Origin of the sequence: Bradyrhizobium sp. LA6.1 (genome assembly GCF_040547805.1) — a bacterium.
In the GTDB taxonomy this organism is placed as follows: Bacteria; Pseudomonadota; Alphaproteobacteria; order Rhizobiales; family Xanthobacteraceae; genus Bradyrhizobium; species Bradyrhizobium barranii.
In genome coordinates, this window is sequence record NZ_JBEPQK010000010.1 from 157,870 (window position 1) to 176,953 (window position 19,084).

At 65.4% G+C, this 19,084-nt stretch carries 22 protein-coding genes; 5 read left to right on the top strand and 17 right to left on the bottom strand.

All coding sequences use genetic code 11. The annotated features are described in order from the left end of the window. Window positions 1-3 precede the first annotated feature (3 nt). Genes ABIB99_RS24560 through ABIB99_RS24570 form a run of 3 tightly spaced genes read right to left on the bottom strand, consistent with a single transcriptional unit; the run spans window position 4 to window position 2,506 of the window. Window positions 4-864 carry a fumarylacetoacetate hydrolase family protein gene (locus ABIB99_RS24560; protein WP_063985892.1) on the bottom strand — a complete coding sequence of 287 codons (861 nt, stop codon included), beginning with the start codon at window positions 862-864 and terminating at the stop codon, window positions 4-6. Window positions 865-919: 55 nt separating this feature from the next. Further along, window positions 920-1,537: a flavin reductase family protein gene (locus tag ABIB99_RS24565; RefSeq protein WP_283017788.1), complete on the bottom strand. Its 618-nt coding sequence runs from the start codon at window positions 1,535-1,537 to the stop codon at window positions 920-922. Between the two features lie 3 nt (window positions 1,538-1,540). Continuing rightward, a complete protein-coding gene (locus tag ABIB99_RS24570; RefSeq protein ID WP_063985894.1) occupies window positions 1,541-2,506 on the bottom strand; it encodes a Bug family tripartite tricarboxylate transporter substrate binding protein in 966 nt (321 codons plus the stop codon). 129 nt (window positions 2,507-2,635) lie between these two features. On the opposite strand from ABIB99_RS24570, the gene ABIB99_RS24575 reads away from it, so the two are divergent. The 3 genes from ABIB99_RS24575 to ABIB99_RS24585 all read left to right on the top strand — a co-directional run bounded on the left by ABIB99_RS24575 (window position 2,636) and on the right by ABIB99_RS24585 (window position 5,600). After that, window positions 2,636-3,436: an IclR family transcriptional regulator gene (locus ABIB99_RS24575; RefSeq protein WP_063985895.1), complete on the top strand. Its 801-nt coding sequence runs from the start codon at window positions 2,636-2,638 to the stop codon at window positions 3,434-3,436. Window positions 3,437-3,517: 81 nt separating this feature from the next. Further along, entirely contained in the window at window positions 3,518-4,813 is a 1,296-nt protein-coding gene (locus ABIB99_RS24580) for an O-acetylhomoserine aminocarboxypropyltransferase (RefSeq protein WP_354177785.1), read from the top strand. Between the two features lie 4 nt (window positions 4,814-4,817). Next, complete coding sequence (locus ABIB99_RS24585) at window positions 4,818-5,600, top strand: alpha/beta fold hydrolase (protein ID WP_354177786.1); 783 nt, start codon at window positions 4,818-4,820, stop codon at window positions 5,598-5,600. A gap of 190 nt (window positions 5,601-5,790) precedes the next feature. On the opposite strand, the gene ABIB99_RS24590 is transcribed toward ABIB99_RS24585, so the two are convergent. After that, window positions 5,791-6,750 (bottom strand): aliphatic sulfonate ABC transporter substrate-binding protein, encoded by a 960-nt coding sequence (locus ABIB99_RS24590; RefSeq protein ID WP_354177787.1) that lies wholly within the window; start codon window positions 6,748-6,750, stop codon window positions 5,791-5,793. A gap of 22 nt (window positions 6,751-6,772) precedes the next feature. Beyond that, window positions 6,773-6,994, bottom strand: coding sequence for a hypothetical protein (locus ABIB99_RS24595; protein WP_063985898.1), 222 nt, complete (start codon window positions 6,992-6,994; stop codon window positions 6,773-6,775). Between the two features lie 392 nt (window positions 6,995-7,386). Here ABIB99_RS24595 and ABIB99_RS24600 point away from each other — a divergent pair, with 392 nt between their 5' ends. Continuing rightward, window positions 7,387-8,118 (top strand): SDR family NAD(P)-dependent oxidoreductase, encoded by a 732-nt coding sequence (locus ABIB99_RS24600; RefSeq protein WP_354177788.1) that lies wholly within the window; start codon window positions 7,387-7,389, stop codon window positions 8,116-8,118. A gap of 183 nt (window positions 8,119-8,301) precedes the next feature. Here ABIB99_RS24600 and ABIB99_RS24605 read toward each other — a convergent pair whose 3' ends face one another. The 9 genes from ABIB99_RS24605 to phnG are packed head-to-tail and all read right to left on the bottom strand — an operon-like array spanning window position 8,302 to window position 15,296. Continuing rightward, the gene (locus tag ABIB99_RS24605; protein ID WP_071909237.1) at window positions 8,302-8,913 is read right to left on the bottom strand and encodes a pyridoxamine 5'-phosphate oxidase family protein; all 612 of its coding nucleotides are present in this window, start codon (window positions 8,911-8,913) and stop codon (window positions 8,302-8,304) included. 22 nt (window positions 8,914-8,935) lie between these two features. After that, window positions 8,936-9,532, bottom strand: coding sequence for a phosphonate metabolism protein/1,5-bisphosphokinase (PRPP-forming) PhnN (gene phnN, locus ABIB99_RS24610; RefSeq protein ID WP_014491462.1), 597 nt, complete (start codon window positions 9,530-9,532; stop codon window positions 8,936-8,938). After that, window positions 9,529-10,686 carry an alpha-D-ribose 1-methylphosphonate 5-triphosphate diphosphatase gene (locus ABIB99_RS24615; RefSeq protein WP_354177789.1) on the bottom strand — a complete coding sequence of 386 codons (1,158 nt, stop codon included), beginning with the start codon at window positions 10,684-10,686 and terminating at the stop codon, window positions 9,529-9,531. Before ABIB99_RS24615 ends, phnN begins: the two co-directional genes overlap by 4 nt. Before the next feature lie 11 nt (window positions 10,687-10,697). Continuing rightward, entirely contained in the window at window positions 10,698-11,396 is a 699-nt protein-coding gene (gene phnL / locus ABIB99_RS24620; protein ID WP_166353575.1) for a phosphonate C-P lyase system protein PhnL, read from the bottom strand. 22 nt (window positions 11,397-11,418) lie between these two features. Further along, window positions 11,419-12,231 (bottom strand): phosphonate C-P lyase system protein PhnK, encoded by an 813-nt coding sequence (phnK, locus tag ABIB99_RS24625; protein WP_354177790.1) that lies wholly within the window; start codon window positions 12,229-12,231, stop codon window positions 11,419-11,421. Further along, window positions 12,224-13,114, bottom strand: coding sequence for an alpha-D-ribose 1-methylphosphonate 5-phosphate C-P-lyase PhnJ (locus ABIB99_RS24630; protein ID WP_354177791.1), 891 nt, complete (start codon window positions 13,112-13,114; stop codon window positions 12,224-12,226). Before ABIB99_RS24630 ends, phnK begins: the two co-directional genes overlap by 8 nt. Beyond that, window positions 13,111-14,214 carry a carbon-phosphorus lyase complex subunit gene (locus ABIB99_RS24635; RefSeq protein ID WP_354177792.1) on the bottom strand — a complete coding sequence of 368 codons (1,104 nt, stop codon included), beginning with the start codon at window positions 14,212-14,214 and terminating at the stop codon, window positions 13,111-13,113. Before ABIB99_RS24635 ends, ABIB99_RS24630 begins: the two co-directional genes overlap by 4 nt. A gap of 4 nt (window positions 14,215-14,218) precedes the next feature. Further along, window positions 14,219-14,827 (bottom strand): phosphonate C-P lyase system protein PhnH, encoded by a 609-nt coding sequence (gene phnH, locus ABIB99_RS24640; RefSeq protein ID WP_354177793.1) that lies wholly within the window; start codon window positions 14,825-14,827, stop codon window positions 14,219-14,221. Window positions 14,828-14,831: 4 nt separating this feature from the next. Further along, on the bottom strand, window positions 14,832-15,296 hold the full coding sequence (gene phnG / locus ABIB99_RS24645; RefSeq protein WP_014491455.1) for a phosphonate C-P lyase system protein PhnG: 465 nt from the start codon (window positions 15,294-15,296) through the stop codon (window positions 14,832-14,834). A 119-nt stretch (window positions 15,297-15,415) separates the two neighbouring features. On the opposite strand from phnG, the gene phnF reads away from it, so the two are divergent. Next, a complete protein-coding gene (gene phnF / locus ABIB99_RS24650; protein ID WP_071909231.1) occupies window positions 15,416-16,147 on the top strand; it encodes a phosphonate metabolism transcriptional regulator PhnF in 732 nt (243 codons plus the stop codon). Window positions 16,148-16,312: 165 nt separating this feature from the next. Here the strand turns inward: phnF and phnE (ABIB99_RS24655) are convergent, their stop codons facing one another. The 3 genes from phnE (ABIB99_RS24655) to phnD form a co-directional block, all read right to left on the bottom strand. Continuing rightward, a complete protein-coding gene (phnE, locus tag ABIB99_RS24655; protein WP_085400050.1) occupies window positions 16,313-17,161 on the bottom strand; it encodes a phosphonate ABC transporter, permease protein PhnE in 849 nt (282 codons plus the stop codon). After that, window positions 17,158-18,042 (bottom strand): phosphonate ABC transporter, permease protein PhnE, encoded by an 885-nt coding sequence (gene phnE, locus ABIB99_RS24660; RefSeq protein WP_354177794.1) that lies wholly within the window; start codon window positions 18,040-18,042, stop codon window positions 17,158-17,160. The genes phnE (ABIB99_RS24655) and phnE (ABIB99_RS24660) overlap by 4 nt, the downstream gene beginning before the upstream one ends. A gap of 76 nt (window positions 18,043-18,118) precedes the next feature. After that, complete coding sequence (gene phnD / locus ABIB99_RS24665; RefSeq protein ID WP_063979768.1) at window positions 18,119-19,054, bottom strand: phosphonate ABC transporter substrate-binding protein; 936 nt, start codon at window positions 19,052-19,054, stop codon at window positions 18,119-18,121. Window positions 19,055-19,084 lie beyond the last annotated feature (30 nt).

Sequence of the window (19,084 nt, forward strand, 5' to 3'; positions counted from 1 at the left end):
GGCTTACTGCTCCGCGGCGACGGTGTTGCGCAGAACGCCGATACGACTCGACTCGACCTCGACGACGTCGCCCACCCTAAGCCAGCGCGGCGGATCGAAACGCGCGCCCGCGCCCGTCGGCGTGCCTGTTACAATCATGTCGCCGGGCTTCAGGGTGGCGAAAGTGGAGAGATAGGAGATCAGGAAATCGAACGGGAACATCAGCCGCTCGGTCGTGTCCTGCTGCCGCACCTCGCCGTTAACGCGCGTGATGATGTCATGAGGCCCGCGCGGATCGAGCTCGTCAGACGTGACGATCCACGGCCCGATGCTGCCGGAGCGATCGAAATTCTTGCCCTGGGTGACGTTGAACTTGCCGTGGCGCAGCCAGTCGCGGATCGTGCCCTCATTGCACAGGGTCATGCCGAAGATGTGCGACCAGGCTTTGTCGCGCGGAATGTGGCGGCCGCCCTGGCCGATCACGATGACGAGCTCGCCCTCGTAGTCGAGCTGCTCAGATACATGAGGCTTCTCGAGCGGCTGGCCGGCGCCGGTCATCGACGAGATGCTGCGCACGAACAGGCTGGGATATTTGGGCAGGTCCGAGCTGTCTTTATACTCGGCATTGCGTTCGGCGTAGTTGACGCCGATGCACCAGAGCTTTTCCGGCGCCAGCACCGGCGGAAGCAGGACGAGGCTTTCCAGCGCGTAGTCGGGTTTTTGTCCGGCCACCGCTTCCTGCGCATCGGCCAGCGCGTTGGCTGCAATCAACGCTTTCACGTCGGAGAAGTCGCGGCCGATCCGCCTGGTCAGATCGACGACACCGCCATCCACCGCCGCGCCATAGCGCAGCTCTCCGTCCAAGAGATAGCTTACGAGTCGCATTGTCGTGTTCTCCGATGGTCTTCAGGCACATAGGCCGGCGCGATGGGCTGCGCGCTCAGTCTTTGGATTTGGGCGTCTGGAAGACGGTGTTCAGCGTCACGATCTCACCGAGGCGCGCGTAGCGGGGCCCGCCGATGCGCGCGATCGGGTCGAGCGCCGCGGTCTCGACCTTGCCGTCGTTCACGAGGCCGTCGCGGATGTGGAACATCACGACCTCGCCGACGATGAGCCGGCTGCGAGCCTCGCCGAATTCGAGGCACTGCCGGAAACGGCACTCCATCGCGACGGGTGCTGCGGCAAGCCGCGGCACCTTGATACACTCGCTCGCGATCGTCTCCAGCCCGAGATGCTCGACCTCGCTGATTTCAGGCGGATGCTCGACCGAGCTGTCGTGCACCGCGGACATCAGCGGGGTATCGGCGATGTGGATCACATATTCCTCGGTGTCGAGGATGTTGTGCGCGGTGTCCTTGTAGTCGGCACCTTTGCGGCCGACGCTGATGGCGAGCATCGGCGGCTTCTGCGAGACGAAGGTGAAGGCGCTGAAGGGGGCGAGGTTGAGCACGCCCGAGCGCGACAGGCTCGTGACCCACGCGATCGGGCGCGGCACCACGATGCCGGTCATCAGCCGGTAGATGCGCTCCGCGCCGAGCTCGGTGGGGTCGATCCGCATCGCTCAGTCAGCCTTGATGTTGGCCTTGCGCACGACCGGAATCCACTTGGCGTCCTCGCGCGCGAGATAGGCCTTGAACTCGTCCGACGTCATCGGGGTGGATTCTCCGCCAAGCTTTTCGAACTTGTCGATCACACCGGGATCTTTCAGGATCGCAACCAGCGTCTCGTGAAGTTTGTCGACGACCGGCGCCGGCGTGCCGGCAGGCGCGAACAGGCCCGTAAAAGTCTGGCCGTCGAAATCCTTGTAGCCGAGCTCGGTGAAGGTCGGGACATCAGGCAACGACTTCAGGCGGTGCGGGCTGGTGACGGCGAGCGCGCGGAACAGGCCGGCCTTGATGTGCTGGAGGCTGACCGTGAGCTGGTCGAATGCGAACTGCACCTGGCCGCCCAGGAGATCGTTGATCGCCGGCGCGTTGCCGCGGTAATGCGCGGTGACCCATTGCAGGTCGAGGCTCGACTGCATCAGCTCGCTGAGCAGATGGTTGGTGGTGCCGGGGCCGGGCGAGGCCATCGTCAGCTTGCCGGGCTCGCGCTTGGCGAGTTCGATGAATTCCTTGAACGTCGTGGCCTGCACGGACGGGTGCACTTCGAGCACCAGCGGCGTCATCGAGATCGTCGAGATCGGAAGAAAATCCTTCTTCCAGTTATAGGCCTCGCGCTTGTTGATCTCGGTCGCGAACAGTACCGGGCCGTTGGCGCCGACGAACAGCGTGTAGCCGTCGGGCGCGGATTTCGCGAAGGCTTCGCCCGCGATCATGCCGCCGGCGCCGGCCTTGTTCTCGATGATGAAGGGCTGGCCGAGCTTTTCCTGGAGCTTGTCGGCGACGATGCGCGCGGCGCTGTCGACATTGCCGCCGGCCGGATAGGGCACGATCAGCTTGACGCTGCGCGCCGGCCATTGCTGGCCCGATGCGGGTCCCGCCAGCATCGCGGCTGCGGCAGCTATGGCAATCCAGATTAATCTCATGTTAACCTCCCGGCGGCGCTTCCAATTCCATATCGAGTGCCGTGACGTCGCGCATGGCGCTCGATCGCGGCGCAATCTCCAGATGAGCGCTTTACCTGTCGAGAGAATTGTGGCGTTCTTGTCCATAATATGGACAAGACGAACTCCGCAAGATCCGCCCGCGGAACGGCAGAGCCGCGACAGGGCGCGCAGACCATCCGGCGCGCGCTCGCGGTGCTGCGTATTCTTGCCGCAGGGCGCGAAGACGGCGTGCCGCTGGCCGAGGTCGTGCGCGCGACGGGCCTCACCCGCCCGACCGTGCATCGCATCGTCCACGTGCTGATCGAGGAAGGCATCGTCGAACGTTACGAGCGAACCGGCCGCTACGCGATCGGCAACCAGGTGCCGGAGCTCGCACTTGCGCGCCCGCGGCCGTCGCGGCTGCTGGTCGCGGCAAATCCGTCGCTGCGGCGTGCCTCCACCGAGATCGGCGACACGCTGTTCCTGACGGTGCGGACCGGCAACGACACGCTGTGCGTCGATCGCAGGATCGGAATCTATCCGATCCAGGTGCTGTCGATCGAGGTCGGCGCGCGGCGGCCGCTCGGCGTCAGCAGCGCAGGCGTCGCCATCCTCGCCGCGATGCCGGCTCAGGACGCGCGAAAAATCGTCGCGGCCAACGAGAAGCGATTCGAGGCCTACCGGACCGACGTCGCGTCGGTGCTCGGCCAGGTCACCGCCGCGAGACGGCTGGGGTACGGCATGAGGGAGATCGGCCTCGTGCAGGGCACGAAATCGATCTCCACCTGGATCAAGACCCCGGACGGACAGCCTGCCGCGGCGATGACGGTCTCCGCCGTTCGGACGAGGCTCGGCCCCCGCCGCGAGCAGGAAGTCGTGGAGATCCTGCTGCGGGAGGCGCGCACGATCGAGCAGGCGATCCGGGGTTAGGCGGCGCTGTCAATGGGCTGACTTCGCGCACCATTTTGTGGCACAAGAGCCGCCTCCGCCGACCGACCAACGAGGCCACGCATGCCCGCGCCGAAACCGCCTGCCTTCGAGACCCTGAGCCTGCATGCGGGCCAGCATCCGGATCCCGCGACCGGCGCCCGCGCGGTGCCGATCTACCAGACCACGTCCTACGTGTTCCAGGATTCCGACCACGCCGCCGCGCTGTTCAATCTGGAGCGCGCCGGCCACATCTATACGCGCATCTCCAATCCGACCACCGGTGTGCTGGAGGAGCGGCTCGCGGCGCTCGAAGGCGGCGTCGGCGCGATCTGCACTGCGAGCGGCATGGCCGCGCTGCATCTGGCCATCGCGACGCTCTTGAATGCCGGCGACCATATCGTGGCGTCGAGCTCGCTCTATGGTGGCACCATCAATTTGCTGGCGCACACGCTGCCCCGCTTCGGCATCACCACGACCTTCGTCAAGCCGCGCGACCTCGACGCGTTCCGCGCGGCGATCAAGCCGAACACGAAACTCGTGATCGGCGAGACCATCGGCAATCCCGGGCTCGAAGTGCTCGATATCCCGAAGGTCGCGGGAATCGCGCATGAGGCAAAGATTCCGCTGCTGATCGACAATACGTTTGCCACGCCCTATCTCAGCCGCCCCATCGAGCTTGGCGCCGACATCGTGATGCATTCGGCGACGAAGTGGATCGGCGGCCACGGCATCGCGATCGGCGGCGCCATCGTCGACGGCGGCCGGTTCGACTGGCGCGGCTCCGGCAAATTCGGCGTGCTGACCGAGCCCTATGGCGGTTATCACGGCATCGTCTTCGACGAACAGTTCGGCACGAGCGCCTTCATCATGCGCGCGCGCACCGAAGGCCTGCGCGATTTCGGCGCGTGCCTGTCGCCGACCAACGCGTTCCAGCTCTTGCAGGGCGTGGAGACGCTCGGTGTGCGCATGGACCGGCACATTCAAAACACGCACCTCGTGCTGGAAGCCCTGAAGGCCAACAAGGCCGTCGACTGGGTGCTGCATCCCTCGCTGGAGGACCACACCGACTATCAGCTCGCAAAAGCGCTGCTGCCGCGCGGCGCCGGCTCGATCGTCTCCTTCGGCATCAAGGGCGGACGACCCGCCGGCCGAAAATTCATCGAATCGCTGCGCATGATCAGCCATCTCGCCAATGTCGGCGACGCCAAGACACTGGTGATCCACCCGGCCTCGACCACGCATCAACAGATGGATGCCGAACAGCTCAAGGCCGCCGGCATCGGCGAGGAGCTGGTGCGGCTGTCGGTCGGCATCGAGACGGCAAGCGACATCATCGACGATCTTGCGCAGGCGCTGCGCATCTCGCAAAAGGTCTGACACCATGAAGCTCACTGTCAACGGCGCCGAGGTGTTTGTCGCAAACGGCGGCCGCGAGTTCGACAAGTCCCTGCCCGCGGTCGCCTTCATCCACGGCGCCGGCTTCGATCATTCGAGCTGGGCGCTGCATACGCGCTGGTTCGCGCATCACGGTTATGGCGTGCTGGCGCCCGACCTGCCCGGCCACGGCCGCTCGGCCGGACCTTCGCTGGGAGGCATCGCCGAGATGGCCGACTGGACGGCGGCATTGCTCGCTGCGGCCGGCGTGGCGAAAGCGCACCTGATCGGCCATTCGATGGGATCGTTGATCTCACTGGAGACGGCGGCGCGTCATCCCGACAAGGTGTCCGCGCTGAGCCTGATCGGCACCGCCGCGACCATGACAGTCGGCCCGGACCTGCTGAAAGCGGCCGAAGCCAACTCGCAGGACGCCAACGACATGGTGTCGATCTGGGGCCTCGGCTTCAACGCCGAGCTCGGCGGCAGCCTCGCGCCGGGCCTGTGGATGCATGGCGGCGCGCAGGCGGTGCTGAAATCTTGCGAGCCCGGCGTGCTCTTCAGGGATTTGTCGGCCTGCAACGCTTACGCGAACGCGCTTGTCGCTGCTGCGAGCGTGAAGGTGCCGACGACGCTCATCCTCGGCGAACGCGACATGATGACACCGGCGAAGGCGGGCAAGGCGCTCGCCGCGGCGATCCCGCATGCGAAGACCGTCGTGGTGCCGGGCGCGGGCCACATGATCATGGCCGAGCGCCCGGATGAATTGCTGGCGGCGTTGAGGGGCTGAGCCGCATCCGACTTGAAAGTTTGGACGCAGATAGCCGCCACGGGCGGCATGGCCGGGCTAGTCCCGGCCATCCACGCCTGGCCGCGCGCGCGAAGTACGTGGATGCCCGGGCCTTCGCCTCGCCGAAGCAGCTTCGGCCGCGCAGGCGGGACAAGCCCGGGCATGACGACATCTTGCCAGTGCCCCCGCCTTACGACCCCGGCGTCCACTTCCAGACGATATCGGAGACATTGACCGGCTTCGGGATCAGCCCGAGCTTTGCAAAACGGTCGGCCACGGCCTGCTGCGTCCTGATCACCTCGGCGTCGAGCGGCACCACGCTGTAGACGGAGCGGTTGACGAAGCGCCTGACAGCCTCGATGTCGATGTCGACGCCGGTCGCCTCGGCCTGCGCCTTTGCGACCTCCTCGTGATACTGCTCCGCCCACTTGCCTTCGGAGGCAAAGGTCGTGTTGAGCTTCGCGACCAGCGATGGATATTTCTCGACGAAGTCGGTGTTGGCGATGTAGTAGGCGTTCGGCTTGTGCACGTCCTTGTCGAAGACGAGAACGCGCGCGTTCTCCTTCAATTCGGCGAGCGCGAGATAGGGATCCCAGATCGACCAGGCGTCGACCGAGCCCTTCACGAAGGCCGCCGTCGCATCGGCCGGCGCCAGCGGCGCGGGCGTGATGTCGGACCAGGACAGGCCGGCCTTTTCGAGCGAGGCGACCAGGAGATTGTGCGCGCTCGATCCCTTGCCGAAGGCGACGCGCTTGCCTTTGAGATCGGCGAGCGTCTTGATGGCTGAATCCTTCGGCACGACGATCGCCTGGTTGTCGCCCTCGGACTTCACGGCCGCGACATATTTTATTTTTGCGCCGCCGGCTTGCGCGAAGATCGGCGGCGTGTCGCCGACGAAGCCGAAATCGACGCTGCCGACGTTGATGGCCTCCAGCAGCGGCGGACCGAACTGGAAGTCAATCCATCTGACCTCGATGCCCAGCGGCCTGAAGGCGTTTTCGAGCGTTTGACGCTGGCGTACCGCCGGGAAGAATCCGCCCTTCTGAGTGCCGATGCGGATTTCCGCCGGCTTGTCCTCGGCGCGTGCTGGTGCGGCCAGGGCGGTTGCAAGGAGAAGCGCTGCGGTCAGGATATGTCGTCGTGCAATCATGTTGCGGTCCTTTGCGTCAGGTTCAGTTAGCGAAGAGTGAGGAATTGGCGCGGCGGCTCCGCTCCGAAAACACCGCACGGGCTGCGCGTTCGGCCTCGCGCGCCGAACGGAACTGGCGGCCTTCGAGGCTGTCGAACAGGCGTTCGGAGGAGAAGAAGCGGAAGCCGCGCTCATCTCTTGTGATGATGCCGGCGGCGCGGTCGTGGATTTCAATGATGTAGGCGTTCGACTGGGTCTGGGACATGACTGCTCGTTCGCCGGAATGTCGGCGTTCCTGTCGTGGGATTTGTGCTGTGGGAGGTTGCTAGGAGGCGATCAGCAACAACAACAGGCGCCGGTTGCCGCCGAGAAACAGCGCCGCGTCATGCACGCGTGCATGTCGCTGGGATTACGCTGGTGATCGGTTCTCATATCGCGGCATCAAGCTCGAGGAGCAGTTTCGATGCTCCGAATATCGAGCGATTGGTGAGCTCGGTCAATGAAATGGCTATCCATATTTGGCACCGGCGCGCTGGCGCGCTTCTCCCGGCGCAAGTACCGACAGACGGATTCATCTCGCGATGAGTTCAGCAGGCGCGGGCGGCAGGCGTGGTACGCTCGCGCAACGTAAAAACAGACAATCTGGGAGATCCGGACATGGCGAATGATCTGAAGGGGCGCACCGCGCTCGTCACCGGCGGCTCGCGCGGGATTGGCGCAGCCGTCTGTCGCGCCCTGGCCGCATCAGGCGCGGCGGTGGCGATCAACTGCCGGGAGCAGATCGGGCAGGCCGAGCAGTTGGCAGGCGAGATCGGCAAGCAAGGCGGTCGCGCGATTGTCGTTGCCGCCGACGTCTCGCAGCGCGACGCCGTGGCTACAATGGTCGAGCGCGTCACGGCCGGGCTCGGGCCGATCGATATCCTCGTCAATAATGCCGGCATCGCGATCACGCGCGGCGTCGACGATCTCACCGAAGAGGATTTCGACCGCACCATGATGGTCAACCTGAAATCTGCCTTCCTGTGCACGCAGGCGGTGCTGCCGGAGATGCGTGTGCGGAAATGGGGCCGCATCGTCAACATCTCCTCGGGCGCGGCGCGCGGTGCCGGCTCGATCGGCCCGCACTACAATGCATCCAAGGCCGGCATGGAGGGCCTTACGCGCGGTTATGCGGCGCGGCTGGTGAAGGAAGGCATCACCGTCAACGCGGTGGCGCCGTCGCTGATCGAGACCGACATGATGAGCGGCCAGCCCCAGTTCGTCAGCCGCATCCCGCTCGGCCGCTTCGGCACGGCCGATGAGGTGGCGAAAGCCGTGATGCTGCCGGTCGACAATGCCTACATGACCGGGCAGACCATCGCGCTGAGCGGCGGGATGGCGTTTAACTAGGAGCGAAGATGGTGCCGCTTTTCCTTCTCCCCTTGTGGGAGAAGGTGGCGCGAAGCGCCGGATGAGGGGTATCTCTCCGCGCATGCCGGTTGAGAGATGAGTTCGCGGAGAGATACCCCTCACCCGTCTCGCCGCTTCGCGGCGAGCCACCCTCTCCCACAAGGGGAGAGGGTAAGAAAAAGATCACCACATCGTCGCAGCAGCACGCTCGGGCCAGATGCGGTCGTACTCGGCGCCGCCGACCTTGTTCTCGCTCATTTCCGCGAGGATCTGGCCGGGCGTCGGCAGCGTCTTCGGATCGATCCGCTTGTCGGGATTCCAGAGGTCGGAGCGGACGATGGCGCGGGCGCACTGGAAATAGATTTCGTCCACATTCATCACCATGACGCTGCGCGGCGCCTTACCCTCGACCTTGAACGAGGCGAGCAGCTCGGGATCGACGGAGAGACAAGCGCGGCCGTTGGCCCGCACCGCGTTGCCGGAACCGGGGATCAGGAACATCAGCGACACCCTGGGATCGCGCACGATGTTGCGCAAGGAATCGACCCGGTTGTTGCCGCGGCGATCCGGCAGCATCAGCGTCTTCGGATCATGGATGCGAACGAAGCCGGGGAGATCGCCGCGCGGCGAGCAGTCGATCCCCTCCGGCCCGATGGTGGCGAGCGCGGCAAACGGCGCCTTCTCGATGAAGATGCGGTAGAGCGGCGTGACGTGGTCGGCGACTTTCACGGTCGAGGCATCACCAACGGCACCGTAGATGGCCTCCAGCTGTTCGACCGTTTCAATCACCGACATTCCGCTCTCCTTGTTGCGCCGGCTATTCGTGCCAGCCTTCGTTCCTGATCACACGCACGAGCTGGCGGCTGTGATAGTCCGCGCTGCCCGCGTTGAGGATGGTGACATCGGCATTGGCCGATGCGTCGTCGACGCTGCGCGCGAGGCGATCTGCGATATTGCCGTCACTGTGCCGGGCCCGGGCAGCAAGCCGCTGCGCCAGCACGTCCGGCGGCGCCGTGATCGCGACCACGACGACGTTGGCATAGGCCTGGCGCAGCGCTCCGATCACCGTGCGCGAGACATTGGCGACGACGGCCCGGCCGGCGAGGATGTCATCATTGATTTCGAGCGGAAGAGCGTAGGAATGACCGTGCGCTTCCCAGTGCACGGCGAAATCGCCGTGCTCGCGCGCGCGGCGGAATTCGTCCTGGCTCATCGCCATGTTGTCTTCGGCTTCAGAGGATTCGCGCGTCACGACACGGCGCGGGAAGACGATGTCGCGATCGTCGACGCAGGCCGCCTGTGCGAGCCGCAACAGCGTGTCCTTGCCGGCACCGCTGGGACCGACCACGAGCACGAGCCGCCCGGGTCCGATCCCGCTGGCCTCATCGTGTGCCATGGTCGCGGTCTCGCTCATGCGACGCGGTTTCCTTCGCGCCAGACGCTGCGGACGACGGGAACGTCGCCTGCGACATGCACGCGGATCAGGTCGGCGCGCTTGCCGATCGCAACCTCGCCACGATCCGACAGGCCAACCGCCTCGGCCGGCGCCTTCGTCACGGTGCGAACCGCCGCCGGAAGACTGATCGCGGGCACATGCTCCGGCAATTGCAGCGCGGCCATCAGGAGGCTGGACGGGATGTAGTCCGACGACAGGATGTCGAGCAGGCCCTCGCGGGCGAGATCGACCGCGGCGATGTTGCCGGAGTGCGAGCCGCCGCGCACGACGTTCGGCGCACCCATCAGGATGTCGATGCCGGCCTCGTGCAGGCCGCGCGCGGCCTCCAGCGTGGTCGGGAATTCCGCCACCGACACGCCATCGCGCACGGCGTCCACAACGTTCTCCTCGGTGGTGTCGTCATGGCTTGCGAGCGGGATTTTGTATTTCTGCGCAAGCGCCACGATCTCGCGCATGTTGGTCGCGGCATAGAGCTTCTGATACTCGAAGCGCTTCGCGAACAGCTCGTCGAGCTCGGCATCGGTCTTGCCGCCGCCCTTGCCGCGGTAATAGTCGCGCAGCTTGACCTCGTCGCGGAACTGGCGCTGGCCGGGCGTGTGGTCCATCAGCGACATCAGCTTGACGTCGGGACGGTCGATCAACTCCTTGGCCTCCTCCACCACGCTCGGCATCGGGATTTCGCAGCGCAGATGCAGGAAGTGGTCGGCGCGCAGCAGGTCGGCATCGCGCGCGGTCGTGATGGCGGCGGCGAGCACGCCGGCGCGGCCATCGACTTCCTCGGCGCCGTCCTCGCGCCAGACCCGGAGCGAGTCGAACACGGTCGTGATGCCTGAGGTCGCAAGCTGGCCGTCATAGGAGATGACGGCGGCGACCGGATTCCAGAACACCTTTGGGCGCGGCACGTAATGCGCTTCGAGGTGGTCGGTGTGGAGCTCGATCAGGCCGGGCATGATGAGGTCGCCGCCGGCATCCTCCGCACCCGCAGGCGCCCTGCCCTCGCCGATCTCGGCGATGCGTCCGTCGGCAAGAGCGAGCCAGCCCTGCTCGATCACCCGGTCAGCCAGCACGATCCTGGCGTTGGCGATCAATGTTTCCTTCGGCTTGGCATTCATTTCCATTTCCTTCAGGCCGCGGCGGCAAAGCTGGTGACGTCAACAATACGGTCGGCAATCAAATGGCGGATTTCGTCGTCGTGGACAATGGCGACCATGGCGACGCCCTGGCGCTTCTTCTCGGCGACCAGATCGACCACGACGGCGCGGTTGGCGGCATCGAGCGAAGCGGTCGGCTCGTCCAGCAGCAGGATCGGCAGCTCCGAGATGAAGCCGCGCGCGATGTTGACGCGCTGCTGCTCACCGCCGGAGAAGGTCGCCGGCGGCAGCTGCCAGAGTCTTTCGGGAATGTTGAGGCGGTGCAGCAACTCGCCGGCGCGCTGCTGCGCCTCAGCGCGTGCCAGGCCGTTCACGATCAGTGGCTCCGCGACGACGTCGATGGTCGCAACACGCGGCACCGCCCGCAAAAACTGGCTGACATAGCCGATGGTGGAGCGGCGGATGTTGAGCACCTGCCGCGGCTCGGCGGTGGCGAGATCGACCACCGCGCCGCGATGGCGGATGCCGATGCGGCCGGAGTCGCAGCGGTAATTGCCAAAGATCATCTTCAGGATCGACGACTTGCCGGCCCCGGACGGGCCTGAGAGCACGACGCATTCGCCCGGGTTGACGTGGAAGGTCACGCCGCTGACGACAGGCAGCTCGATGCCGCCCTGCAGGTGCATCGTAAAGGTCTTTTTCGCGGCGGCGATGTCGATCATGGCGGTCATCGGAAAACTCATCTTGGAAGGCTTATGGCGGCAAAATCGAGGAGACGAGGAGCTGGGTATAGGGCTCGCGTGGGTCGTCGAGCACCTGGTCGGTGAGACCGGTCTCGATGACGCGGCCGCCCTTCATCACCATCACGCGATGCGACAGCAGTCGCGCCACCGCGAGATCGTGGGTGACGATGATGACGGCGAGGTGCAGTTCGGCAACGAGGCTGCGCACGAGGTCGAGCAGGCGAGCCTGCACGGAGACATCGAGGCCGCCGGTCGGCTCGTCCATGAACACCAGCCGCGGCTCGGTGACGAGGTTGCGCGCGATCTGGAGACGCTGGCGCATGCCGCCGGAATAGGTGCGCGGTGCATCGTCGATGCGCGCGATATCGATCTCGACGCGGGTGAGCCAGTCCGACGCGGTATCGCGGATGCGGCCGTAGTGATTCCAGCCCACCGCCATCAGCCGTTCGCCGACATTGGCGCCGGCCGAGACCGCCATGCGCAGGCCCTGCGCGGGATCCTGGTGCACATAGCCCCAGTCGGTGCGGAACAGGAAGCGCCGCTCGGCTTCGCCAAGGCTCGTGAGATCGCGGGTGATGCCGTCGCGCATCCGGTACGACACCTGGCCGGCGCTCGGCGCGAGCTGGCCCGACAGCATTTGCAGCAGCGTCGACTTGCCCGAGCCGGACTCGCCGACGATCGCCAGCACCTCGCCGGGGTAGAGCGAGAACGACACGTCGCGGCACGCGGCGATGCGGCCGTAGGACTTGCTGAGCGACTCCGCGACCAGCAGCGGCTGATCGTTTTCGAGCTTGGCGAGACCAGCCATGTCTTGATCAGCCATGTGAGCCCGCCTTCTCCTTGTACGGCGCGGCGCTGAGGCTGCCGTGATGGCCGGCGGCCTGACGGCCCTCGCAATAGTCGGTATCCGAGCAGACGAACATGCGCCCGCCCTTGTCGTCGGTGACGATCTCGTCGAGATAGGAATTTTCCGCCGCGCACAGCGCGCAGGGCGCGTTGAAGCGGTACGGCTCGAACGGGTGATCCTCGAAATCGAGCGACACCACCTGCGTATAGGGCGGGATCGCATAGATGCGCTTCTCGCGGCCGGCGCCGAACAATTGCAGCGCCGGGCAATTGTCCATCTTGGGATTGTCGAATTTCGGCGTCGGTGACGGATCCATCACGTAGCGCGCGTTCACCTTCACCGGATAGGCGTAGGCGGTGGCGATGTGGCCGAAGCGGGCGATGTCCTCGTAGAGTTTTACGTGCATCAGGCCGTATTCAGCGAGCGCATGCATGCGCCGCGTCTCGGTCTCGCGCGGTTCGAGGAATCGCAGGGGTTCCGGGATCGGCACCTGATAGACCAGCACCTGGTTCGCGTGCAGCGACGTCTCCGGGATGCGGTGACGGGTCTGGATCACGGTCGCATCTTCTGTGGCCGTGGTCGTGGCGACGCCCGCGGTCTTGGCGAAGAATTTGCGGATCGAGATCGCATTCGTCGTGTCGTCGGAACCCTGGTCGATCACCTTCAGCACATCCTGGGGCCCAAGGATCGCGGCCGTGACCTGCACGCCGCCGGTTCCCCAGCCATAGGGCATCGGCATTTCACGGCTGGCGAACGGCACCTGATAACCCGGAATAGCGATCGCCTTGAGGATGGCGCGGCGGATCATCCGCTTGGTCTGTTCGTCGAGATAGGCGAAATTGTAGGCGGGCGCGTTCATTCCGCGGCCTCCTTCATGGCATCGGGCGCATTGGCCTCGGCAAATTCCTTGCGCAGCTTGCGCAGGAGCCCGAGCTCGGACTGGAAGTCGACATAGTGCGGCAGCTTCAGATGCTCCACGAAGCCGGTCGCCTGGACGTTGTCCGAATGCGACATCACGAATTCTTCATCTTGCGCCGGGGCCACGGCCTCTTCGCCGAGCTCGCGGGCACGCAGCGCCCGGTCGACCAGCGCCATCGACATGGTCTTGCGCTCGCTCTGGCCGAAAGCAAGACCATAGCCGCGGGTGAAACACGGCGCTTCCGTCGCCGAGCCCTTGAACTGGTTGACCATCTGGCACTCGGTAAGCTCGATGGAGCCGAGCGGCACCGCGAAGCCGACGTCCTCCGCGAAAAACTCGACCTCGACCTCGCCGAAGCGGATCTCGCCGACGAAGGGATGGTTGCGGCCGTAACCGCGCTGGGTGGAATAACCCATGGCCAGCAGAAAGCCTTCGTCACCGCGCGCGAGGTTTTGCAGGCGCAGGTCGCGATCGGCCGGGAAGTTCAGCGGTTCGCGCGTGAGATCGCCGACGCTGGCGCCGTCTTCGGCCCGCGGCGAGGATTCGATCAGCCCGTCGCGGCCCAGAATATCGGTCACACGCGGCGTGGGCGCCGTCGACGCTTCGGCCGTCGCCGGCACTTCAGGCACAAAGCCCTGGCCAAGCGAGGGATCGAGCAGACGATGCGTGTAGTCGAAGGTCGGCCCGAGGATCTGGCCGCCGGGAATATCCTTGAAGGTCGCCGACACTCGCCGCTGTACCCGCATCGCGCCGGTCTCGACCGGCTCGCTGGCGCCGAAGCGCGGCAGGGTGGCGCGGAAGGCGCGGACCAGGAAGATCGCCTCGATCAGATCCCCGCGCGCCTGCTTGATGGCGAGCGCCGCGAGCTCGCGGTCATAGAGCGACCCTTCGCTCATGACGCGGTCCACGGCGAGGCCAAGCTGCTCCGAGATCTGATCCAGCGTGACCGCGGAAACGCTCTGGTCGCCACGCCGCGCATTGGCGAGCAGGCGATGGGCGTTCTCGATGGCGCGCTCGCCGCCTTTGACTGCGACATACATGCGACTAGCTTCCCTTGTTCACGACACGCGTGGTGCGCGGGATCGCAACCACGGCATCATCGGCGACCAGCACCAAATCGATGCCGCGCGGAAACAGCGCCTCGTTGAACTGCAGCCGTTCGAATAGGTCGAAAGGCCTGATCGAGGCCTGAAGCGTCGCGACACCGTCGATGCCGGGGCCACGCAGTTCGAAACTGCGCCCCGAATTCAGGCTCTCGACCTGAAGGATCACCGTGGTCGAACGATCCGGATACTCATTCGTGCCCAGCGCGAAGCGTTCGAGCGACGGCAGCGCCGCGCCGTCGCTGATCAGCGCGAAACTCGCGATCGAAGAGTCCTGCACCACCGGCGCGCCGGTGTGGAACTTGAGCCATTTCACCACGTCCGACCTCTCCGCCATCCGGGCATCGAGCCAGAGCGGCGTGTCGTGATCGAACAGCGTCAGCGCGATCGCAGCAGTGCCGCGCATCGTTGGCTCGGGCGCTCCCGCCATCGGCACGATGCGCTGGACCGAGCCCGGCCGTGCCATCGCGTCCATGACGGAACGAAAGGTCGATTGCGCCGACAAGACCTTGTCGACGAAACCCGACGGCAGTTCCGCAATCGTGGTCATGGCCTCACCCCTCACCGCGCACCATGGTGTAGAAATCAACCTTCGTCGCGGCGGTCTCGGCCGCCGCCTGCTTGCGCTGGATCATAAGCTGCTCGCGCAACGGCGCGATAACGTCACGCTCCACCGCCTCGCCGAAATCACTGGACTGCGCCAGCGCGTCGCACAGCGCGATTAGCCGCGCCTTCTCGCCGTCGCGCCCCAGCGTGTAGCCGAAGCCGACCTCGCCGCTTGCGAGCCGGACCGCCGCGCGCGACACCGTGGCTTCACCGAGATTGAACGGCGCGCCGTCACCGCCGACCCGGCCGCGCAGCATGACGAGACCGTTTTCCGGCGCGCGCAGCTCCTGATGAGCCGGCAGGGCGAGAGCGCGGAGGCGAGCGGCGATCTCGCCCGCCTCCGCGTGCGCCAGCACGGCCATCGCGGCCTTGCGCTGGACTTGCTGGTTATTGTGCTGGGTCACCAAATCCACCGAGATTTTGACAGAACTTGCCGAATCCAAGTTGTCTATGATAATAGACAACTTGATACGGAAGCGCCATGACTGTTTCGTGACAAACGTGTGATTTCTGAAGTAGGCTTCTCGGCTACATGAGCATGCAGGACACAGCCTCTTCGGGCGTCGCGCTGTGGCGCCTCGTTGCCGACGGCATCGAGCGCGGCATCGCCGACGGCCGCTTTGCGGCCGGCGACAAGCTACCGGGCGAGATGGAGATCGCCGAAACCTATCGGGTGAACCGCCACACCGTGCGGCGCGCGCTGGCCGCGCTTGCCGAGCGCGGCATCGTGCGCGCCGAACGCGGCAGCGGAACCTATGTCGAGGCGCAGCGCCTCGCTTATCCCTTGCGCTCGCGCACCCGCTTCTCCGAGATCGTCGGCGCCGATGGCCGCGAACCGCATGGCCGGCTGATCGAGGCGTCCGGCGATGTCGCGACCCGCGAACTGGCGCGCGAACTGGGATTGAAGGCCGGCGCGCCGCTGGTGCGGATCGAGGCGATCCGCCTCGCCGACCGCACGCCGATCTGCGTCTCCACCACCTGGCTGTCAGCGGAATTGTTCCCGGGCGCGGGTGAGGTGTTCGCCGCGACGCGCTCGATGACGAAACTGCTCGAGCATTACGGCGTCCGCGACTACAGCCGCGGCGCGACCCGGATCACCGCCGGCATCGTGGACGCGACCGATGCCGCGCGGCTCGATCTGCCGCTGGGACGGCCGATCCTGGTGGTCGACGCCACCGACCACGATCTCGCCGGCAAGCCGCTGGTGACCAAGCACTCGCGCTTTGCAGCGGAGCGGGTGGAGTTTCTGGTGGAGAACGGGTGAGCGGCGCCCTCTTCCCCTCTCCCCTTGTGGGAGAGGGTGGCTCGTCGCGAAGCGACGAGACGGGTGAGGGGTATGTCTCTGCAAACACCGATCTGAGTTTGAGGAGGCAGACCCCTCATCCGGCGCTTCGCGCCACCTTCTCCCACAAGGGGAGAAGGAAGAAAGCTAGGCCACCGCCCTGCGCCCAATAATCGCAAAGCGCAGCTTGCTCGAGATGAAATCGATCGCGGCGACGGCGACCAGAATCATCAGGATCAGGAACGACACCCGCTGCCATTCCAGCACGCGGATCTGCTCGGCGAGCTGGAGCCCGATGCCGCCGGCACCGACGATGCCGATGATGGTGGCCGAGCGCGTGTTGGATTCGATGAAATAGAGCACCTGGCCGGCGATCACGGGCAGCACCTGCGGCAGCAGGCCGAAGCGGATCTCGTGCAAAGCACTGCCGCCGGAGGCGCGGACGCCTTCGACCTGCTTCTGGTCGGCGCCTTCGATCGCCTCCGAGAACAGTTTTCCGAACGCGCCGAAATCCGACACCGCGATCGCAAGCACGCCGGCGAACGGGCCGAGCCCGACGACGTTAATCCACACCAGCGCCCAGATCAGCGTATCGACGCCGCGGATCGAATCCAGGAAGCGGCGAACCGGAAAACGCAGGATCTGCGAGGGTATGACGTTGCGCGCGGCCAGCAGGCTGACCGGAAGCGCGAACACCGCCGCCAGCGTCGTGCCGAGCAGCGCGATCGACAGCGTCTCGCCCAGCGCCTTCAGATAGACCGGCAGCGAGGAACCAGGATCGGGCGGGATCATCATCAGGCTGATCCAGCCGAGCTGGCTCAGCCCTGCGAAGAATCGCGACGGCGAGAAGTCGAGATCGACGAGGCCGTAAACCAGGATCGCAAACGCCGCGACGATCATCGCCGGCATCGCAAGCCGCGCCGAGGCGGGGCGGTCGAACACATCGGGGTAGCGTGCGCGAAGCTCTCGCGTGTCGACCTCCTGCGGTCTCGTCACGTCCGTGCCTCCTTGCCGAACAGACGGCCGCGCAGCCAGCCCGTAGCGATGTCGATGATGAAGACCGTGATGATGATGGTGAGCAGGATGGCACTGACGTCGGAGTAATAGAACTTGCGGATGGCGACGACGAGCTCCTGGCCGATGCCGCCGGCGCCGACGAAGCCCATGACGGAGGCTTCACGGACGTTGATCTCGAAGCGCAGCAGCGCATAGCTGGCATAGCCCGCCGTCACCTGCGGCACGATCGCAAAGCGCATGCAGGAGAGCCAGCTCGCGCCGGTCGAACGGATGCCCTCGACCGGCTTCATGTCGGCATTCTCGACGATCTCGGAGAACAGCTTGCCGAGCGCGCCGGTGGAATGGATCGCGATCGCGAGCACGCCGGCCATCGGCCCGAGGCCGAACGCGATCACGAAGATCAGCGCGAAGACGATGCCCGGCACGGTGCGGGCGAATTCGAGGAGGCGACGCACCACGAAGCGCAGCCAGGGCGACGGTGAGGTGTTCTCGGCCGCGAAGAAATTCAAGGCGAAGGCGAAGGTCGCGCCGATCAGCGTGCCGACATAGGAGATCAGCAGCGTCTCGCCCAGCATCTTCAGCCATTTGCGCCAGCCCCACAGCCACTCGCCGGCATCGGTCCAGGCCCGCTGGCCGCTGTCGAGCGTGAGGATGCGGTCGAAATAGCTGATGAAATTGCCGAAATGGGCGAAGAAGGTGCGGAGGTTCACTTCCGCGCCGATCGCGGCAAGAAACAGCGCTGCGGCAAAGATCACCAGCCCCAACAGGAGTCGGAGCCGCTTGCGCGCGACCGCCTGGCGATAGGCCGCGTTCAGCACGGCGAGCTGCTGCTCGGGGAGGATCGAAACCGCGACGGTCATCTGGCCAGGAAAGGTGGTCGATCAAAGAGAAAGAGCCGGGTCCATCGACCCGGCTCCAGTGCTATCGTCCCGAAACTCAGGACGCCTTCTTCTTACGCAGTGCATCGACGAACTTGATCAGCTCGATCGTGCCATCCCAATCCTTGGTGGTGGCGGGATGAAAACCCTTCTTCTGGCCGTCCTGGAGGCGATCGAAGGCCGCCTTGTCCTTGGCCGGCGCGTCGAAGAACGCCTTGGCGATCGCCGCCTTGGCATCTTCCGGCAGGTCGGAATTGTAGGCGTAGGGGCCGTTGATGATCGGCGCCGACTTGTGGATGATGCGGAAATCGTCCTTCTTCATCGGCGAGCCGTCGGCGTTCTTCAGCATGCCCTTGGTCAGCATCTGCGCCAGCGTGGAATCGTCATCGCTGGTCCACTGGTTGGCCGCAACGTCGACCGTGCCCTGCGCCAGCGCCAGGATGGCGTTCTCGTGGCTGCCGGTGAAGACGACCTTGCTGAAATAGGTGTCGGCATCCGTGATGCCCATCTTGTCGAGCTCGAAGCGCGGCACGTTGTTGCCGGAGGTCGAGTTCGGGTCGACGAGGCCGAGGTTCTTGCCCTTGAGCTGGTCGACGCTCTTGTAGGGGCTGCTCGCCTTGACGAAGAACACCGAGTAGTAGCCGGTCGAACCGTCGGCGTTGATGTCGTTGGCGAAGGCATCGGTCTTGACGCCGGTCAGGCGGGCGCGGGCGAACGACGCCGAGCCGTAGCTGGCGATATGGATGTTGCCGGCGCGCTGGCCCTCGATGACGGCGGCGTAGTCATTGGCGATGCGCAGCGTGACCTTCACGCCCAATTCCTTGGAGAGATAGTTCATGAACGGCGCCCAGCGCTCGGTCACGCCCGAGGCGTTTTCGGCCGGAATGACCGCGAAGGTCAGTTCGGGATATTTGGCTTTCCAGTCGTCGGCGGAGGCCGAGGTCGTGAACGCGAGCGCGGCGGCGCCGGCAAGAACCAGTCTGCGAGTGATCATGATACCCTCTTCATCGGTTGGGGTCGGTTG

Bases quoted from the DNA above. Each gene is read 5' to 3' on its own strand.
- ABIB99_RS24560 (WP_063985892.1), bottom strand. From the start codon at position 864: ATGCGACTCGTAAGCTATCTCTTGGACGGAGAGCTGCGCTATGGCGCG.
- ABIB99_RS24565 (WP_283017788.1), bottom strand. From the start codon at position 1,537: ATGCGGATCGACCCCACCGAGCTCGGCGCGGAGCGCATCTACCGGCTG.
- ABIB99_RS24570 (WP_063985894.1), bottom strand. From the start codon at position 2,506: ATGAGATTAATCTGGATTGCCATAGCTGCCGCAGCCGCGATGCTGGCG.
- ABIB99_RS24575 (WP_063985895.1), top strand. From the start codon at position 2,636: ATGGACAAGACGAACTCCGCAAGATCCGCCCGCGGAACGGCAGAGCCG.
- ABIB99_RS24580 (WP_354177785.1), top strand. From the start codon at position 3,518: ATGCCCGCGCCGAAACCGCCTGCCTTCGAGACCCTGAGCCTGCATGCG.
- ABIB99_RS24585 (WP_354177786.1), top strand. From the start codon at position 4,818: ATGAAGCTCACTGTCAACGGCGCCGAGGTGTTTGTCGCAAACGGCGGC.
- ABIB99_RS24590 (WP_354177787.1), bottom strand. From the start codon at position 6,750: ATGATTGCACGACGACATATCCTGACCGCAGCGCTTCTCCTTGCAACC.
- ABIB99_RS24595 (WP_063985898.1), bottom strand. From the start codon at position 6,994: ATGTCCCAGACCCAGTCGAACGCCTACATCATTGAAATCCACGACCGC.
- ABIB99_RS24600 (WP_354177788.1), top strand. From the start codon at position 7,387: ATGGCGAATGATCTGAAGGGGCGCACCGCGCTCGTCACCGGCGGCTCG.
- ABIB99_RS24605 (WP_071909237.1), bottom strand. From the start codon at position 8,913: ATGTCGGTGATTGAAACGGTCGAACAGCTGGAGGCCATCTACGGTGCC.
- phnN (WP_014491462.1), bottom strand. From the start codon at position 9,532: ATGAGCGAGACCGCGACCATGGCACACGATGAGGCCAGCGGGATCGGA.
- ABIB99_RS24615 (WP_354177789.1), bottom strand. From the start codon at position 10,686: ATGAATGCCAAGCCGAAGGAAACATTGATCGCCAACGCCAGGATCGTG.
- phnL (WP_166353575.1), bottom strand. From the start codon at position 11,396: ATGACCGCCATGATCGACATCGCCGCCGCGAAAAAGACCTTTACGATG.
- phnK (WP_354177790.1), bottom strand. From the start codon at position 12,231: ATGGCTGATCAAGACATGGCTGGTCTCGCCAAGCTCGAAAACGATCAG.
- ABIB99_RS24630 (WP_354177791.1), bottom strand. From the start codon at position 13,114: ATGAACGCGCCCGCCTACAATTTCGCCTATCTCGACGAACAGACCAAG.
- ABIB99_RS24635 (WP_354177792.1), bottom strand. From the start codon at position 14,214: ATGTATGTCGCAGTCAAAGGCGGCGAGCGCGCCATCGAGAACGCCCAT.
- phnH (WP_354177793.1), bottom strand. From the start codon at position 14,827: ATGACCACGATTGCGGAACTGCCGTCGGGTTTCGTCGACAAGGTCTTG.
- phnF (WP_071909231.1), top strand. From the start codon at position 15,416: ATGAGCATGCAGGACACAGCCTCTTCGGGCGTCGCGCTGTGGCGCCTC.
- phnE (WP_354177794.1), bottom strand. From the start codon at position 18,042: ATGACCGTCGCGGTTTCGATCCTCCCCGAGCAGCAGCTCGCCGTGCTG.
- phnD (WP_063979768.1), bottom strand. From the start codon at position 19,054: ATGATCACTCGCAGACTGGTTCTTGCCGGCGCCGCCGCGCTCGCGTTC.